Source organism: Pseudomonas sp. M20 (assembly GCF_045037865.1).
Lineage (GTDB): Bacteria > Pseudomonadota > Gammaproteobacteria > Pseudomonadales > Pseudomonadaceae > Aquipseudomonas.
Window position 1 is genome coordinate 5,585,456 of sequence record NZ_CP173611.1, and the last position, 16,754, is coordinate 5,602,209.

8 protein-coding genes, 2 tRNA genes and 4 rRNA genes are annotated in these 16,754 nt (G+C 55.7%); 6 read left to right on the forward strand and 8 right to left on the reverse strand.

Annotated features, from left to right (window positions below; all coding sequences use genetic code 11):
• Positions 1-57 precede the first annotated feature (57 nt).
• Both ACI514_RS24675 and ACI514_RS24680 read left to right on the forward strand, forming a co-directional pair.
• Complete coding sequence (locus ACI514_RS24675; RefSeq protein WP_160054588.1) at positions 58-2,562, forward strand: TonB-dependent siderophore receptor; 2,505 nt, start codon at positions 58-60, stop codon at positions 2,560-2,562.
• 78 nt (positions 2,563-2,640) lie between these two features.
• Positions 2,641-3,819, forward strand: a complete 1,179-nt coding sequence (locus ACI514_RS24680; RefSeq protein ID WP_160054586.1) for a PepSY domain-containing protein — start codon at positions 2,641-2,643, stop codon at positions 3,817-3,819.
• Between the two features lie 72 nt (positions 3,820-3,891).
• Here ACI514_RS24680 and rrf (ACI514_RS24685) read toward each other — a convergent pair.
• The 8 genes from rrf (ACI514_RS24685) to ACI514_RS24720 all read right to left on the reverse strand — a co-directional run bounded on the left by rrf (ACI514_RS24685) (position 3,892) and on the right by ACI514_RS24720 (position 12,329).
• Positions 3,892-4,007: ribosomal RNA gene (gene rrf, locus ACI514_RS24685) — 5S ribosomal RNA — on the reverse strand.
• 105 nt (positions 4,008-4,112) lie between these two features.
• Positions 4,113-4,228, reverse strand: a 5S ribosomal RNA gene (gene rrf / locus ACI514_RS24690).
• A gap of 156 nt (positions 4,229-4,384) precedes the next feature.
• Positions 4,385-7,278: ribosomal RNA gene (locus ACI514_RS24695) — 23S ribosomal RNA — on the reverse strand.
• A gap of 247 nt (positions 7,279-7,525) precedes the next feature.
• Positions 7,526-7,601: transfer RNA gene (locus ACI514_RS24700), tRNA-Ala, on the reverse strand.
• 30 nt (positions 7,602-7,631) lie between these two features.
• A tRNA-Ile gene (locus ACI514_RS24705) sits at positions 7,632-7,708 on the reverse strand.
• Between the two features lie 81 nt (positions 7,709-7,789).
• Positions 7,790-9,326 (reverse strand): 16S ribosomal RNA (locus ACI514_RS24710).
• The 16S, 23S and 5S rRNA genes sit together here with 2 tRNA genes alongside, the layout of an rRNA operon.
• A gap of 587 nt (positions 9,327-9,913) precedes the next feature.
• Positions 9,914-11,134 carry a CaiB/BaiF CoA-transferase family protein gene (locus tag ACI514_RS24715; protein WP_160054584.1) on the reverse strand — a complete coding sequence of 407 codons (1,221 nt, stop codon included), beginning with the start codon at positions 11,132-11,134 and terminating at the stop codon, positions 9,914-9,916.
• Positions 11,135-11,147: 13 nt separating this feature from the next.
• Positions 11,148-12,329, reverse strand: a complete 1,182-nt coding sequence (locus tag ACI514_RS24720; RefSeq protein WP_007953903.1) for an acyl-CoA dehydrogenase — start codon at positions 12,327-12,329, stop codon at positions 11,148-11,150.
• Positions 12,330-12,487: 158 nt separating this feature from the next.
• Between ACI514_RS24720 and ACI514_RS24725 the strand changes: the two genes are divergently transcribed.
• The 4 genes from ACI514_RS24725 to ACI514_RS24740 all read left to right on the forward strand — a co-directional run bounded on the left by ACI514_RS24725 (position 12,488) and on the right by ACI514_RS24740 (position 16,712).
• Positions 12,488-13,387 (forward strand): LysR family transcriptional regulator, encoded by a 900-nt coding sequence (locus tag ACI514_RS24725; protein WP_405122561.1) that lies wholly within the window; start codon positions 12,488-12,490, stop codon positions 13,385-13,387.
• Between the two features lie 434 nt (positions 13,388-13,821).
• On the forward strand, positions 13,822-14,943 hold the full coding sequence (locus ACI514_RS24730; RefSeq protein WP_122604768.1) for a Re/Si-specific NAD(P)(+) transhydrogenase subunit alpha: 1,122 nt from the start codon (positions 13,822-13,824) through the stop codon (positions 14,941-14,943).
• A gap of 15 nt (positions 14,944-14,958) precedes the next feature.
• On the forward strand, positions 14,959-15,279 hold the full coding sequence (locus ACI514_RS24735; protein WP_003187417.1) for an NAD(P) transhydrogenase subunit alpha: 321 nt from the start codon (positions 14,959-14,961) through the stop codon (positions 15,277-15,279).
• The gene (locus tag ACI514_RS24740; RefSeq protein WP_160054577.1) at positions 15,279-16,712 is read left to right on the forward strand and encodes an NAD(P)(+) transhydrogenase (Re/Si-specific) subunit beta; all 1,434 of its coding nucleotides are present in this window, start codon (positions 15,279-15,281) and stop codon (positions 16,710-16,712) included. The genes ACI514_RS24735 and ACI514_RS24740 overlap by 1 nt, the downstream gene beginning before the upstream one ends.
• Positions 16,713-16,754: the final 42 nt, after the last annotated feature.

The following is a 16,754-nucleotide window of genomic DNA, read 5'->3' on the forward strand; positions in this document are numbered from 1 at the left end:
CGGCTTAGTCAGTAAGCACTTCAACTCAGCCTTCGCGACTGCCTACGGAAACCTACAATGACTGTCCGCGCCACCTGTAAGAACTCTCTGAATTTCATTGCCGAATCTGGCCTGTTGCGCCACGCCGTTCGAGCGGCGCTGTTTTCGACTGCATTGGGCGTTGGTGTGATGCCTGCAATAAGCATGGCGGCGGCTCCCGCTGGCAGTGAAGTCAGCCACCGCTACAACGTGGCTGCGGGCCCTCTCGGTGAGGCGCTGAATCAGTTTGCCCGTCAGGCTGGCATCACGTTGTCGATGACCCCGCAGCAAACTCAGGGCCGGCAATCGCTGGGCGTACAGGGTGAATATTCGACCGATCAGGCGTTGAGCCATTTGCTCGGTGGCTCCGGTATGGAAGCGGTTAGTCAGGACGGCAGCAGTTACATCCTGCGCCCATTGGCTGAGACCGAAGCACTGGCCCTGCCTACCACCGACATCAAAGGCTTCGCCCTCGGCAACGCTTTGGGCAGCATGGATGGCTACAACGCCACTCACAGCCAGATCGCCACCAAGACCAGTACCGCGTTGCTGGAAACCTCGCAAAGCGTATCGGTGGTCACTCGCGAGCAAATGGATGACCAAGGCTCGCAGACTGTCTCGCAGGCAATGCGTTACATCCCGGGCGTGCTGACCAATCCGTATGGCGCGACTCATCGCTATGACTATGTAGCGATGCGCGGTTTCAACGATGGCTCGGTGGACAACATCTATCTCGATGGCCTCAAGTCGATGGGCGACAGCGGTACTTACAGCACCATGCAGGTCGACCCGTATTTCCTTGAGCGCGTGGACATTCTCAAGGGACCGTCGTCGGTGCTGTATGGCCGCAGTTCGCCCGGCGGCCTGGTGGCGCTGACCAGCAAGAAACCGCTTTATGAGGCTTACCATCAGGTGCAAGCCACGGTCGGGACGCAGGGGCAGCGTGGAGTCGGTTTTGATTTCAGCGGCCCGGTCGATGACGACAAGCGTATCGCCTATCGTCTGACCGGGTTAACGGATCAGTCCGACACGCAATTCGACCACAACAAGGAAAAACGCTTCGCCCTCGCACCCACGCTGAGTATCGATTTCAGTGAAGACACTTCGCTGACCCTGCAGGCTTATCTGCAACACGATCCGGATGGCGGTTACCACGGTGGTGTGCCCGCCGACGGCACGATTCATCAGCGCAATGGCAACCGCATCTCGCCGCACTTCTTCGAAGGTGAGCCAGGCGTTGATGGTTACTCGCGCGATCAGCAGTCGTTCGGGTATCAATTCGAACATCGCTTCAACGATGTCTTCACCGCACGCCAGAACTTCCGTTACCTCGATTCCAAAGTGAACATGGATCAGGTCTACGCCTATGGCTGGACCTCGCCGAGCAGCAACGAGCTGAACCGCTATTACACCGGCGGGGACGAGCGTCTGCATGCGTTTATCGTCGATAACATGCTCCAGGCGGAATTTTTTACCGGTGCGACCAAACACACGGTGCTGATGGGCGCGGATTATCAGCGGCGTAAAACCGTGGTCGACTGGACCAGTGGCGGACTCACGCCGATCAATGCTTTCAATCCGGTGTATGGCAACTCGGCGATCGACATGTATGGCGAGACCAGTTACCTGCGCCGTCTGGAACAGACCGGGGTTTACCTGCAAGACTTGATCGAGATGGACAAGTGGCGTTTCTCGCTGGGTCTGCGCCAGGACTGGGTCGAGACTTCGGACGAAAACCGTATCGCTGAAGCCGGACGTCCGGTTGGCACAGAGATCAATGATCGCCGCACCAAGCTCACTGGCCGTGCCGGTGCGTTGTACCTGTTTGATAACGGCTTGGCGCCGTACATCAGTTACTCGGAGTCGTTCAACCCGAACTCCTATGCCGACAGCGCCGGTAATCCGCTGGCACCTACCGACGGCACACAGTGGGAAGTCGGTTTGAAGTATCAGCCGCCGGGCACTGATAACCTGTTCACCGCCTCGCTGTTTCGCATTGATCAGGAGAACCTGGCGACCAAACTGCCGCAGGAAAACTTCTATCGCGCGGTGGGTGCTGTGCGCTCCCAAGGTCTTGAGCTGGAAGCGCACATGCAGCTGACCGATAACCTCAAAGTCCTTGGCAGCTACACCTTCACCGATATCGAATACTCGAAGTCGATGGTCAGTACGTTGAGCACCCCGACCGACGTGATTGAGAACAAAGGCAACTCACCGACGCAAGCGCCACGTCATATGGCGTCGTTGTGGGCGGACTACAAGTTCGACAGCGCGGCACTCGATGGCCTGCGACTGGGCGGCGGCGTGCGTTATGTCGGCTACAGCTGGGCCGATGCGGAAAACACCCTGAAGGTGCCTTCCTACACGCTGTTCGATGCCTCGATTGGCTATGACTTGGGCAAGGTCGGCTTGAAGGGCGTCGATGTGCGTCTGAATGCGAACAACCTGACCAACGAGTCCTACGTCGCTTCCTGCGCGAGCCTGAACTTCTGCTACATGGGTGAAGAGCGCAACGTGGCGGCGACGGTCAGCTACCAGTTCTAAGCCTTTGGTCCTGTGCATAAAAAAGCCAGCCCCTGAATGTTCAGGGGCTGGCTTTGTCGTTTCTGGGGGGAAATTCCAATGCGTGCGTTTTTGGTGTTGTTGCATCGATATATCGGTTTGGCTACCGCAGTGTTTTTGCTGTTGGCCGGGATTACTGGAAGCATTCTGGCGTTCAACCATGAGTTGGATGAATGGTTGAACCCGGAGTTTTATGCTGCCTCTGCGCAGGGCTCTAGACTGCCGCCGGGTGAATTGGTTGATGCGGTGCAATCTGCGCATCCGAAGCTGCAGGTCTGGTACATGGAGTATCCGCATGAGGCGGGGCATACCGCTTTACTGGCGGCAGTTCCACGTAATGATCCGGCGACGGGTAAGCCATTCGACGAACGTAATCAGGTGTTTTATCTGGACCCGGTGAGCGCTGAGCAGACGGGTCAGCGTTATTGGGGGGAGTGCTGTTTTGAACGGAAGAATTTTGTCCCGTTCATCCTTGAGTTTCACTACAACCTGACATTGCCGGGGAACTGGGGATTGTGGCTGATGGGGTTGGTGGCCGTTGCCTGGGTGATCGATTGTTTTGTGGCGCTATGGCTGACATTACCGAGAGGAAAGCCATTCTGGAAGAAGTGGTCGACGGCCTGGAAGGTCAAGGGTGGGCATGCCTACCGGCTGAACTTCGATCTGCATCGTGCGGGGGGATTGTGGTTGTGGCTGTTGTTGTTGCCGATCGCCATCAGCAGCGTAGCGATGAACTTACCGAGCCAGGTGTTCAAGCCTGCGGTGTCGCTGTTTTCGCCGATTGAGCCGAGCGTCTATGAGGCTCGAGGGCGAATGCCTGTTGGTGATCTTGGGGTGACGCAGTTGAGTTATCAGCAAGCGTACGAAAGGGCACTACAGGAGGGGAAAAGGTTAGGACTGACTGCTGCGATCGGGGAGTTGTATTACAGCTTTGAGTACAACTTCTACGGCGCTGGATTTGGGCAGCACGACACTGAAGCCCATGGTAAATCCTGGTTGTTCTTTCACGGTACGGACGGGCGCTTGTTAGGGCAGGAGATTGCAGGGCGGGGAACGTTGGGAGAGCAGTTTTATCGGTTGCAGCTCCCGATACATGGTGGACGGATCATTGGTGTGACCGGGCAGGTAATGATCGCGGTGTTAGGTGTTTTAATTGCAGGACTGTCAGCGACTGGCGTCTACATCTGGTGGCGAAAATGGCAGGCTCGACGTATCAGCAAGGCACGCAAAGCAGTTTGATGATTGGTTTTTGCAGGCGCTGAAATGACAAAACCCCTGTCTGCGTTAGCAGACAGGGGTTTCGGAATTCAATCTTGACGATGACCTACTCTCACATGGGGAAACCCCACACTACCATCGGCGATGCATCGTTTCACTGCTGAGTTCGGGATGGGATCAGGTGGTTCCAACGCTCTATGGTCGTCAAGAAATTCTGTATCTGGCCCGTCAACACGGTAACAAGCCAGCAAAAACGGATGTTTCTACTAAAACAAAACCCCAACTGCTTTCGCAATTGGGGTTTTGGAATTTAATCTTGACGATGACCTACTCTCACATGGGGAAACCCCACACTACCATCGGCGATGCATCGTTTCACTGCTGAGTTCGGGATGGGATCAGGTGGTTCCAACGCTCTATGGTCGTCAAGAAATTCGGGTACTGAGTCGTGACCAGAGGGCCTCGCTTCAGCAAATTGGGTATGTGACAGCTTTCGGTGTTTTGTGAACATCAAACTTTCGGTTCGTTTCGTCTTCACACACCGCAATCTGGTCTCTCTCGAGTTCGCAAATTGCTTGGGTGTTATATGGTCAAGCCTCACGGGCAATTAGTATTGGTTAGCTCAACGCCTCACAGCGCTTACACACCCAACCTATCAACGTCGTAGTCTTCGACGGCCCTTCAGGGAACTCAAGGTTCCAGTGAGATCTCATCTTGAGGCAAGTTTCCCGCTTAGATGCTTTCAGCGGTTATCTTTCCCGAACATAGCTACCCGGCAATGCCACTGGCGTGACAACCGGAACACCAGAGGTTCGTCCACTCCGGTCCTCTCGTACTAGGAGCAGCCCCTCTCAAATCTCAAACGTCCACGGCAGATAGGGACCGAACTGTCTCACGACGTTCTAAACCCAGCTCGCGTACCACTTTAAATGGCGAACAGCCATACCCTTGGGACCGGCTTCAGCCCCAGGATGTGATGAGCCGACATCGAGGTGCCAAACACCGCCGTCGATATGAACTCTTGGGCGGTATCAGCCTGTTATCCCCGGAGTACCTTTTATCCGTTGAGCGATGGCCCTTCCATACAGAACCACCGGATCACTAAGACCTACTTTCGTACCTGCTCGACGTGTCTGTCTCGCAGTCAAGCGCGCTTTTGCCTTTATACTCTACGACCGATTTCCGACCGGTCTGAGCGCACCTTCGTACTCCTCCGTTACTCTTTAGGAGGAGACCGCCCCAGTCAAACTACCCACCATACACTGTCCTCGATCCGGATAACGGACCTGAGTTAGAACCTCAAAGTTGCCAGGGTGGTATTTCAAGGATGGCTCCACGCGAACTGGCGTCCACGCTTCAAAGCCTCCCACCTATCCTACACAAGCAAATTCAAAGTCCAGTGCAAAGCTATAGTAAAGGTTCACGGGGTCTTTCCGTCTAGCCGCGGATACACTGCATCTTCACAGCGATTTCAATTTCACTGAGTCTCGGGTGGAGACAGCGCCGCCATCGTTACGCCATTCGTGCAGGTCGGAACTTACCCGACAAGGAATTTCGCTACCTTAGGACCGTTATAGTTACGGCCGCCGTTTACCGGGGCTTCGATCAAGAGCTTCGCGTTAGCTAACCCCATCAATTAACCTTCCGGCACCGGGCAGGCGTCACACCCTATACGTCCACTTTCGTGTTTGCAGAGTGCTGTGTTTTTAATAAACAGTCGCAGCGGCCTGGTATCTTCGACCGGCATGAGCTTACGGAGCAAGTCCTTCACCCTCACCGGCGCACCTTCTCCCGAAGTTACGGTGCCATTTTGCCTAGTTCCTTCACCCGAGTTCTCTCAAGCGCCTTGGTATTCTCTACCCAACCACCTGTGTCGGTTTGGGGTACGGTTCCTGGTTACCTGAAGCTTAGAAGCTTTTCTTGGAAGCATGGCATCAACCACTTCGTGTTCTAAAAGAACACTCGTCATCAGCTCTCGGCCTTAAGATCCCGGATTTACCTAAGATCTCAGCCTACCACCTTAAACTTGGACAACCAACGCCAAGCTGGCCTAGCCTTCTCCGTCCCTCCATCGCAATAACCAGAAGTACAGGAATATTAACCTGTTTTCCATCGACTACGCTTTTCAGCCTCGCCTTAGGGACCGACTAACCCTGCGTCGATTAACGTTGCGCAGGAAACCTTGGTCTTTCGGCGTGGGTGTTTTTCACACCCATTGTCGTTACTCATGTCAGCATTCGCACTTCTGATACCTCCAGCAAGCTTCTCAACTCACCTTCACAGGCTTACAGAACGCTCCTCTACCGCATCATCCGAAGATGATACCCGTAGCTTCGGTGTATGGTTTGAGCCCCGTTACATCTTCCGCGCAGGCCGACTCGACTAGTGAGCTATTACGCTTTCTTTAAAGGGTGGCTGCTTCTAAGCCAACCTCCTAGCTGTCTAAGCCTTCCCACATCGTTTCCCACTTAACCATAACTTTGGGACCTTAGCTGACGGTCTGGGTTGTTTCCCTTTTCACGACGGACGTTAGCACCCGCCGTGTGTCTCCCATGCTCGGCACTTGTAGGTATTCGGAGTTTGCATCGGTTTGGTAAGTCGGGATGACCCCCTAGCCGAAACAGTGCTCTACCCCCTACAGTGATACATGAGGCGCTACCTAAATAGCTTTCGAGGAGAACCAGCTATCTCCGAGCTTGATTAGCCTTTCACTCCGATCCACAGGTCATCCGCTAACTTTTCAACGGTAGTCGGTTCGGTCCTCCAGTTAGTGTTACCCAACCTTCAACCTGCCCATGGATAGATCGCCCGGTTTCGGGTCTATTCCCAGCGACTAGACGCCCTATTAAGACTCGCTTTCGCTACGCCTCCCCTATTCGGTTAAGCTCGCCACTGAAAATAAGTCGCTGACCCATTATACAAAAGGTACGCAGTCACCCAACAAAGTGGGCTCCCACTGCTTGTACGCATACGGTTTCAGGATCTATTTCACTCCCCTCTCCGGGGTTCTTTTCGCCTTTCCCTCACGGTACTAGTTCACTATCGGTCAGTCAGTAGTATTTAGCCTTGGAGGATGGTCCCCCCATATTCAGACAAAGTTTCTCGTGCTCCGTCCTACTCGATTTCATGACTAAGAGATTTTCGCGTACAGGGCTATCACCCACTATGGCCGCACTTTCCAGAGCGTTCCGCTAATCTCAAAGCCACTTAAGGGCTAGTCCCCGTTCGCTCGCCACTACTAAGGGAATCTCGGTTGATTTCTTTTCCTCAGGGTACTTAGATGTTTCAGTTCCCCTGGTTCGCCTCTTGCACCTATGTATTCAGTACAAGATAACCATCTTATGATGGCTGGGTTCCCCCATTCAGACATCTCCGGATCAAAGTCTGTTTGCCGACTCCCCGAAGCTTTTCGCAGGCTACCACGTCTTTCATCGCCTCTGACTGCCAAGGCATCCACCGTATGCGCTTCTTCACTTGACCATATAACCCCAAGCAATCTGGTTATACTGTGAAGACGACATTCGCCGAAAATTCGAATTTCTCAACTAAGAGAACTCACAAATTTTACCTTAGCCTGATCCGTTACCAGTGAAAGTAACGTTCAGTCTATCTTTCTATCACATACCCAAATTTTTAAAGAACGAACTAGTCAAAGACTAGAAATCAACATTCATCATCACAACGATGGAATGCTCATTTCTAAGCTTTCAAACTTTAGAAGCAGTAGTGGTGGAGCCAAACGGGATCGAACCGTTGACCTCCTGCGTGCAAGGCAGGCGCTCTCCCAGCTGAGCTATGGCCCCGTATTTCTACAGGCGTTTCCCACACAAAATTGGTGGGTCTGGGCAGATTCGAACTGCCGACCTCACCCTTATCAGGGGTGCGCTCTAACCAACTGAGCTACAGACCCAATTTCGGGCTGCTTCTTTCGTCTTCTTCAATGAATCAAGCAATTCGTGTGGGAACTTATGGAGCAGCTGATGTCGTCGATTAAGGAGGTGATCCAGCCGCAGGTTCCCCTACGGCTACCTTGTTACGACTTCACCCCAGTCATGAATCACACCGTGGTAACCGTCCTCCCGAAGGTTAGACTAGCTACTTCTGGTGCAACCCACTCCCATGGTGTGACGGGCGGTGTGTACAAGGCCCGGGAACGTATTCACCGTGACATTCTGATTCACGATTACTAGCGATTCCGACTTCACGCAGTCGAGTTGCAGACTGCGATCCGGACTACGATCGGTTTTATGGGATTAGCTCCACCTCGCGGCTTGGCAACCCTTTGTACCGACCATTGTAGCACGTGTGTAGCCCAGGCCGTAAGGGCCATGATGACTTGACGTCATCCCCACCTTCCTCCGGTTTGTCACCGGCAGTCTCCTTAGAGTGCCCACCATTACGTGCTGGTAACTAAGGACAAGGGTTGCGCTCGTTACGGGACTTAACCCAACATCTCACGACACGAGCTGACGACAGCCATGCAGCACCTGTCTCAATGTTCCCGAAGGCACCAATCCATCTCTGGAAAGTTCATTGGATGTCAAGGCCTGGTAAGGTTCTTCGCGTTGCTTCGAATTAAACCACATGCTCCACCGCTTGTGCGGGCCCCCGTCAATTCATTTGAGTTTTAACCTTGCGGCCGTACTCCCCAGGCGGTCAACTTAATGCGTTAGCTGCGCCACTAAGAGCTCAAGGCTCCCAACGGCTAGTTGACATCGTTTACGGCGTGGACTACCAGGGTATCTAATCCTGTTTGCTCCCCACGCTTTCGCACCTCAGTGTCAGTATCAGTCCAGGTGGTCGCCTTCGCCACTGGTGTTCCTTCCTATATCTACGCATTTCACCGCTACACAGGAAATTCCACCACCCTCTACCATACTCTAGCTCGACAGTTTTGAATGCAGTTCCCAGGTTGAGCCCGGGGATTTCACATCCAACTTAACGAACCACCTACGCGCGCTTTACGCCCAGTAATTCCGATTAACGCTTGCACCCTCTGTATTACCGCGGCTGCTGGCACAGAGTTAGCCGGTGCTTATTCTGTCGGTAACGTCAAAATTGCAGAGTATTAATCTACAACCCTTCCTCCCAACTTAAAGTGCTTTACAATCCGAAGACCTTCTTCACACACGCGGCATGGCTGGATCAGGCTTTCGCCCATTGTCCAATATTCCCCACTGCTGCCTCCCGTAGGAGTCTGGACCGTGTCTCAGTTCCAGTGTGACTGATCATCCTCTCAGACCAGTTACGGATCGTCGCCTTGGTGAGCCATTACCTCACCAACTAGCTAATCCGACCTAGGCTCATCTGATAGCGCAAGGCCCGAAGGTCCCCTGCTTTCTCCCGTAGGACGTATGCGGTATTAGCGTTCCTTTCGAAACGTTGTCCCCCACTACCAGGCAGATTCCTAGGCATTACTCACCCGTCCGCCGCTGAATCCAGGAGCAAGCTCCTCTCATCCGCTCGACTTGCATGTGTTAGGCCTGCCGCCAGCGTTCAATCTGAGCCATGATCAAACTCTTCAGTTCAAACATCTTTGGGTTTTTAAGAAACCCTAAACTTGGCTCAGCAATCGTTGGTTACATCTTTGATTTCTCGCGGAGTAACTTGTGATGCTGATAATCTTGTTGACTATCAGTCTGACTCCACAAGCACCCACACGAATTGCTTGATTCAGTTGTTAAAGAGCGGTTGGTTGAGATCTTTCGTCTCAACCGAGGCGCGCATTCTACAGCAGCCTCATTTGCTGTCAAGTGATTATTTTCAGAAGTTTTCGAAGATTTCTTCAACAACTTCAACCACTTGCGCCTCCGATCTCTCGTCAGCGGGAGGCGAATTCTACAGCGTTACACGCTGCTGTCAACACCTCTTTTTCAACTTCTTTTTGGCTTCGATGAACTGAAGCAACCTGCTGCCGAAACCTGCATAACTCATTGAATCTCAAGGAGTTTTCCGTTTCGACTGCGCCGGAAGTGGGGCGAATTATAGACACCTGAAATCTGCCGTCAACCGTTAATTTCGCTTTTCCTTCAATCACTTGCAGATTGGTTAAAAATCGACCAGAAACCTCGACGTATAGCGAGAAAGCACGATCCCTTCTATATAGAAGGGATCGTCAGAGCACCCCAGCCGCCTTCAATTCAGCCACCGCACCCGCCCCCAGGCCCAGCACACTCTGTAGAACCTCCAGCGTATGCTCACCCAATAAAGGAGGCGCTCGGCGATATTCAACCGGTGTCTGCGAAAGACGAATCGGGCTAGCTACTTGGGGCACCATTCCCGCCAACGCATGCGGCAACGCTATCGCCAGACCACGCGCCTTCACCTGCGGATCGTCAAACACCTGCGACAGATCATTGATCGGCCCACAAGGCACGCCCGCCTGCTCCAACTCGGCAACCCACTCGGCAGTCGTCTTGAATACCGTCGCCTGGCGAATCAGCGGAATCAACACCGCCCGATTCGCTACTCGCAGCTTATTAGTAGCAAACCGCGGATCGTCAGCCCACTGCGGCTGCCCGGCCACTTCGGCAAACTTGCGGAATTGCCCGTCATTACCCACGGTGAGAATGAAATCGCCGTCGGCCGTAGGAAAGTCCTGATAAGGCACGATGTTCGGATGCGCATTGCCCAGACGCTTCGGCGGGTTGCCCGTCGTCAGGTAATTCATCGCTTGGTTAGCCAGACACGCAACCTGCACATCCAGCAACGCCATATCGATGTGCTGACCACCACCGTCGTGATCGCGATGAGCCAGCGCCGCCAGAATCGCCACCGTCGAATACAGACCGGTGAGGATATCCGTCAACGCCACACCCACCTTCACCGGGCCGGCACCTTCATCACCCTCGGGACGACCGGTCAGGCTCATCAACCCTCCCAGCCCCTGAATCATGAAGTCATAGCCAGCACGCTTGGCATAAGGCCCGGTCTGGCCGAACCCGGTAATCGAGCAATAGATCAGGTTCGGATTGATCGCCTTCAGCGACTCATAGTCCAGCCCATAAGCCGCCAGACCACCGACCTTGAAGTTCTCGATGAGGATGTCCGACTTGGCCGCCAACTCGCGCACCAGCTTCTGACCCTCAGGGCGGGTGAAGTCGATGGTCACCGATTGCTTGTTGCGGTTGGCCGACAGGTAATAAGCCGCTTCCGAGGTGTTCTCACCATAAGCGTCTTTAAGGAAGGGCGGTCCCCAGGCACGAGTGTCGTCACCATTGCCCGGACGCTCGACCTTGATCACCTCAGCGCCAAGGTCGGCGAGGATCTGCCCGGCCCACGGCCCGGCCAACACGCGCGATAAATCCAGTACCCGCAGATGCGACAGCGCGCCCATGGTCGCTCTCCTATTAATAGAACGCTTGCAGGCCGGTTTGCGCACGCCCCAGGATCAGCGCGTGAACGTCGTGAGTCCCTTCATAGGTATTCACCACTTCCAGGTTGACCAGATGACGGGCCACACCGAACTCATCGGAGATACCGTTGCCGCCGAGCATGTCGCGCGCCATACGGGCGATGTCCAGCGACTTGCCGCAGGAGTTGCGCTTCATGATCGAAGTGATTTCGACCGCAGCGGTACCTTCGTCCTTCATGCGACCCAGACGCAGGCAGCCTTGCAGGGCCAGTGTGATTTCAGTCTGCATGTCCGCCAGCTTCTTCTGGATCAACTGAGTGGCGGCCAACGGGCGACCGAACTGCTGGCGATCCAGTGTGTATTGGCGGGCGGTGTGCCAGCAGAATTCGGCAGCGCCCAGTGCGCCCCAAGAGATGCCGTAGCGTGCAGAGTTGAGGCAGGTGAATGGACCTTTCAGACCACGCACGTCCGGGAAAATGTTCTCTTCCGGCACGAACACGTTATCCATGACGATCTCACCGGTGATCGACGCACGCAGGCCGACCTTGCCGTGAATCGCTGGAGCGCTGAGGCCTTTCCAGCCCTTCTCCAGTACGAAACCACGGATGTCGCCAGCATCGTCTTTGGCCCAGACCACGAACACATCGGCGATCGGGCTGTTGGTGATCCACATCTTCGCGCCGGTCAGGCTGTAGCCGCCGTCGACTTTACGTGCACGGGTAATCATCGCGCCCGGATCGGAACCGTGGTTTGGCTCGGTCAGGCCGAAGCAGCCGATCCACTCGCCGGAAGCCAGTTTCGGCAGGTATTTCTGTTTCTGTGCTTCGGTACCGAACTCGTTGATCGGCACCATGACCAAGGAGGACTGCACGCTCATCATCGAGCGGTAGCCGGAGTCGACACGCTCCACTTCGCGAGCAATCAGACCGTAGCTGACATAGTTCAGACCGCTGCCACCATATTGCTCAGGGATGGTCGCGCCCAACAGGCCGACTTCGCCCATCTCGCGGAAGATCGCCGGATCGGTTTTCTCATGACGGAAAGCTTCGAGAACACGCGGTGCGAGGCTCTGTTGAGCGAACTGCTCGGCGGTGTCGCGGATCATGCGCTCTTCTTCGGTGAGCTGTTGATCCAGCAGCAGGGGATCGATCCAGTTGAAGCTAGCTTTACCGCCCATGAGTGTGTCCTCGCAAATCGGGTGAATTAACGTGGTATTGATCCTAGGCGCGGTTCGCGGTCGCGGCAAACGAGGATTTCGCATTCTGTTGTGCTAATTTCTCACTCCGAAACGTCGTGAAATGCCTTTTATGCGGCGCATTAGTGAGGTTGATGTACATGCGCAGGAAGATCCCCAGCACCGCAGCGCTGATCAGTTTCGAGGCCGCCGCGCGTCACGAGAGCTTTACCCGCGCCGCTGAAGAACTTTCCCTCACCCAGGGCGCCATTTGCCGACAGATCGCCAGCCTAGAGGAGTTCCTCAGCGTGGAACTGTTCCGACGCTCGCGACGTGGCGTGAAACTGACCGAGGCGGGACTTTCCTACAGCCGCCGCGTCGCCACGCAACTCGATGCGGTCGAGCGCGACACCCTCTCGGTAATGGGCCAGCAAGGCACCAACGTGATCGAACTGGCTGTGGTGCCAACCTTCGGCACGCAATGGCTGCTGCCACGGCTCAAGGATTTCCAGCTCAAACACCCGGAGGTCACCGTCAACCTGACCAATCGCACTCGCCCCTTCCTGTTTGCCGATACTGAGTTCGATGCCGCGATCTACTTCGGCGATGCCGACTGGTCCGGTACCGAATCCCACAGACTGATGGGCGAGAATCCGATGCCGGTGTGCAGCCCGGTCCTCCTCGGTGACAAGACACATCTGACAGCCGAGGCAATCGCCGAGCTACCTTTGTTGCAGCAGACCACCCGCCCTTATGCCTGGCGCCAATGGTTCAACTCACAACACCTGAATATCCCCCGCGACATGACAGGTCCACGCTACGAGCTATTCTCCATGCTCGCCCAAGCCGCCATGCACGACATGGGCATTGCGCTGATTCCACCGTTCCTGATCCAGCGTGAACTGGCCGAAAAACGCTTGGTGATTGCCAACCCGCAGGCACTCTCCAGCATCAAGGCCTATTACCTGATGATTCCCGAACGAAAGGTCGAATCAGCGTCATTGAAGGCATTTCGTGACTGGTTGGTAACTCAGGCGCAGAGCTACAGCTTAGAAGGATAAAGGCTATCGGCGATATCTAACCCCGTAGTCAGGAAATCAAAAGCCCTACAGATATAAGTATTTGTCGCAATTGCACAGACTGTATCCGAAAGTCGTACAGACGTCCCACAAGCGCCTGACGACGTGGCTTTGAGCCTCCATCGGCGACGCATTGATGCCTATTCACGTCACCGATGAGAAATTTTTCCATAATCGGCCAGAATCCTTGCAAGGCACGGCCTGCAAGGGATTCAGCTGGCCATCTGCGACATTCGGTCACGGCATGACTTGTAGTTAATTTTCCGTCACCCGTCATAATCCCTTGAAGGGCATAAAGTTCGCCTGCAAAATGCCGCGCCCCGCCCTGATTTGGCGGGATCGTGCTGATCGGCCGCCCCAGTCGCACCATCCGTAGTGCATGGGTTTACTCAATAAGATCACGCAGGAGATTTGACGTGCACATTGGTGTTCCTCTCGAAACCCAGACCGGTGAAACACGGGTTGCTGCAACCCCGGAAACCATTAAAAAGCTGATCAGCCAAGGTCATAAGGTCACTGTGCAAACCGGCGCTGGCGTAAAAGCCAGTGTGGTCGACAGTGCCTATGAAGCGGCAGGCGCAACCATTGGCAGTGCCAATGATGCGTTTGGCGCCGAGCTGATTCTCAAGGTGGTCGCCCCGAGCGATGCCGAACTGACGCTGATCAAGCGCGGTACGGTGCTGGTGGGCATGCTCAACCCGTTCAACAACGAAACCATCGCGAAGATGGCCGAGTGCGGGATTACCGCATTCGCCCTTGAAGCGGCGCCGCGCACCTCGCGCGCGCAGAGTCTCGATGTGTTGTCGTCGCAGGCGAACATTGCCGGCTATAAGGCTGTGTTGCTGGCTGCTCACCACTACCCACGTTTTATGCCGATGCTGATGACCGCTGCGGGTACCGTGAAAGCGGCGCGTGTGCTGATTCTCGGCGCCGGTGTTGCCGGGTTGCAGGCGATCGCCACGGCGAAACGTCTGGGTGCGGTGATCGAAGCGTCCGACGTGCGTCCGGCGGTAAAAGAGCAGATCGAATCCCTCGGTGCGAAGTTCGTCGACGTGCCTTACGAGACCGATGAAGAGCGTGAATGCGCCGTCGGTGTCGGCGGTTACGCGCGGCCAATGCCGGCAAGCTGGATGCAGCGTCAGGCTCAGGCCGTACACGAACGCGCCAAGCAGGCCGACATCGTCATCACCACCGCGCTGATTCCGGGCCGCAAGGCACCGACGCTGTTGAGCGCGGACACCGTGGCGCAGATGAAACCGGGTTCGGTGGTCATCGACCTCGCAGCGGCTCAGGGCGGCAACTGCCCACTGACCGTGGCAGACCAAGTCGTCGTCGAGAATGGCGTGACCATCTGTGGCCCAACCAATCTGGCCGGTGAAGTCGCCGCAGACGCCTCGGCACTGTACGCACGCAACCTGCTGGACTTCCTCAAGCTGGTCTTCACCAAAGAAGGCCAGTTCGACGTCAACCTCGAAGACGACATCGTCGCCGCGTGCCTGATGTGCCGCGACGGCCAAGTCATCCGCAAAAACGCCTAAGCAGGGATTCAGACGATGGAAGAGCTTATCTCCCCCGGTATCTACAACCTGATCATCTTCGTGCTGGCGATTTATGTCGGCTACCACGTGGTCTGGAACGTTACACCTGCGCTGCACACGCCGTTGATGGCGGTAACCAACGCCATCTCGGCGATCGTGATCGTCGGCGCCATGCTCGCGGCCGCACTGACCGTTACCCCGCTGGGCAAAACCATGGGCACCCTCGCCGTGGCACTGGCGGCGGTCAACGTGTTCGGTGGCTTCCTGGTCACCCGCCGCATGCTTGAGATGTTCAAGAAGAAAGCCCCGAAAGTAAAAGAAGAGGCGCCGAAGTAATGAGCATGAATCTCGTCACGACGCTCTACCTGATCGCGTCGATCTGCTTTATCCAGGCCCTCAAAGGCCTGTCGCACCCGACCACCTCGCGGCGCGGCAACCTGTTCGGCATGCTCGGCATGGCGTTGGCGATCATCACCACCGTCGGCCTCATCTATAAGCTCGGTGCCGAGCTCGCGACTGCCGGTATCGGTTATGTCATCGTTGGCTTGTTGGTCGGCGGCACCGCCGGTTCGATCATGGCCAAACGCGTTGAAATGACCAAGATGCCGGAACTGGTCGCCTTCATGCACAGCATGATCGGCCTCGCGGCCGTGTTCATCGCCATCGCTGCGGTGGTTGAGCCGCAGTCACTGGGCATTGTTAAACAGCTGGGCGACTCGATCCCGACAGGCAACCGTCTGGAGCTGTTCCTCGGTGCGGCCATCGGTGCGATCACCTTCTCCGGTTCGGTGATTGCGTTCGGCAAGCTGTCGGGCAAGTACAAGTTCCGTCTGTTCCAAGGCGCACCGGTACAGTTCACCGGTCAGCACAAATTAAATGCAGTGCTGGGTCTGGCCACGCTGGCACTCGGCCTGACTTTCATGTTCACCGGCAACCTCACCGCGTTCGCACTGATGCTGGCGTTGGCGTTCGTGATGGGCGTGCTGATCATCATCCCGATTGGCGGTGCCGACATGCCGGTGGTGGTGTCGATGCTCAACAGCTATTCCGGCTGGGCGGCGGCAGGTATCGGATTCTCGCTGAACAACTCGATGCTGATCATTGCCGGTTCCCTGGTGGGTTCGAGCGGCGCGATCCTCTCGTACATCATGTGCAAGGCGATGAACCGTTCCTTCTTTAATGTACTGCTCGGCGGTTTCGGCAACACGGCCGACGCAGGTCCTGCCGGTGCGAAAGAAGCGCGTCCGGTGAAATCCGGTTCGGCTGACGACGCAACCTTCCTGCTGACCAACGCCGATACCGTGATCATCGTGCCGGGTTACGGCTTGGCGGTAGCCCGTGCACAGCACGCGCTGAAGGAACTGACCGAGAAGCTGACCCACCGTGGCGTGACCGTGAAGTACGCGATTCACCCGGTTGCCGGCCGTATGCCGGGGCACATGAACGTGCTGCTCGCCGAGGCCGAAGTGCCTTACGACCAGGTGTTCGAGATGGAAGACATCAACTCCGAGTTCGGCCAGGCCGACGTGGTGCTGGTGCTCGGCGCGAACGACGTGGTCAACCCGGCCGCGAAGAACGATCCGAAGTCGCCGATTGCCGGCATGCCGATTCTCGAAGCGTTCAAGGCCAAGACCATCATCGTCAACAAACGCTCGATGGCCAGCGGCTATGCCGGTCTGGACAACGAACTGTTCTACCTGGACAAGACCATGATGGTCTTCGGCGACGCGAAGAAAGTCATCGAAGACATGGTCAAAGCGGTCGAGTAACACCCCCGCTGCGATACCGAACGCCCCGACTCGTCGGGGCGT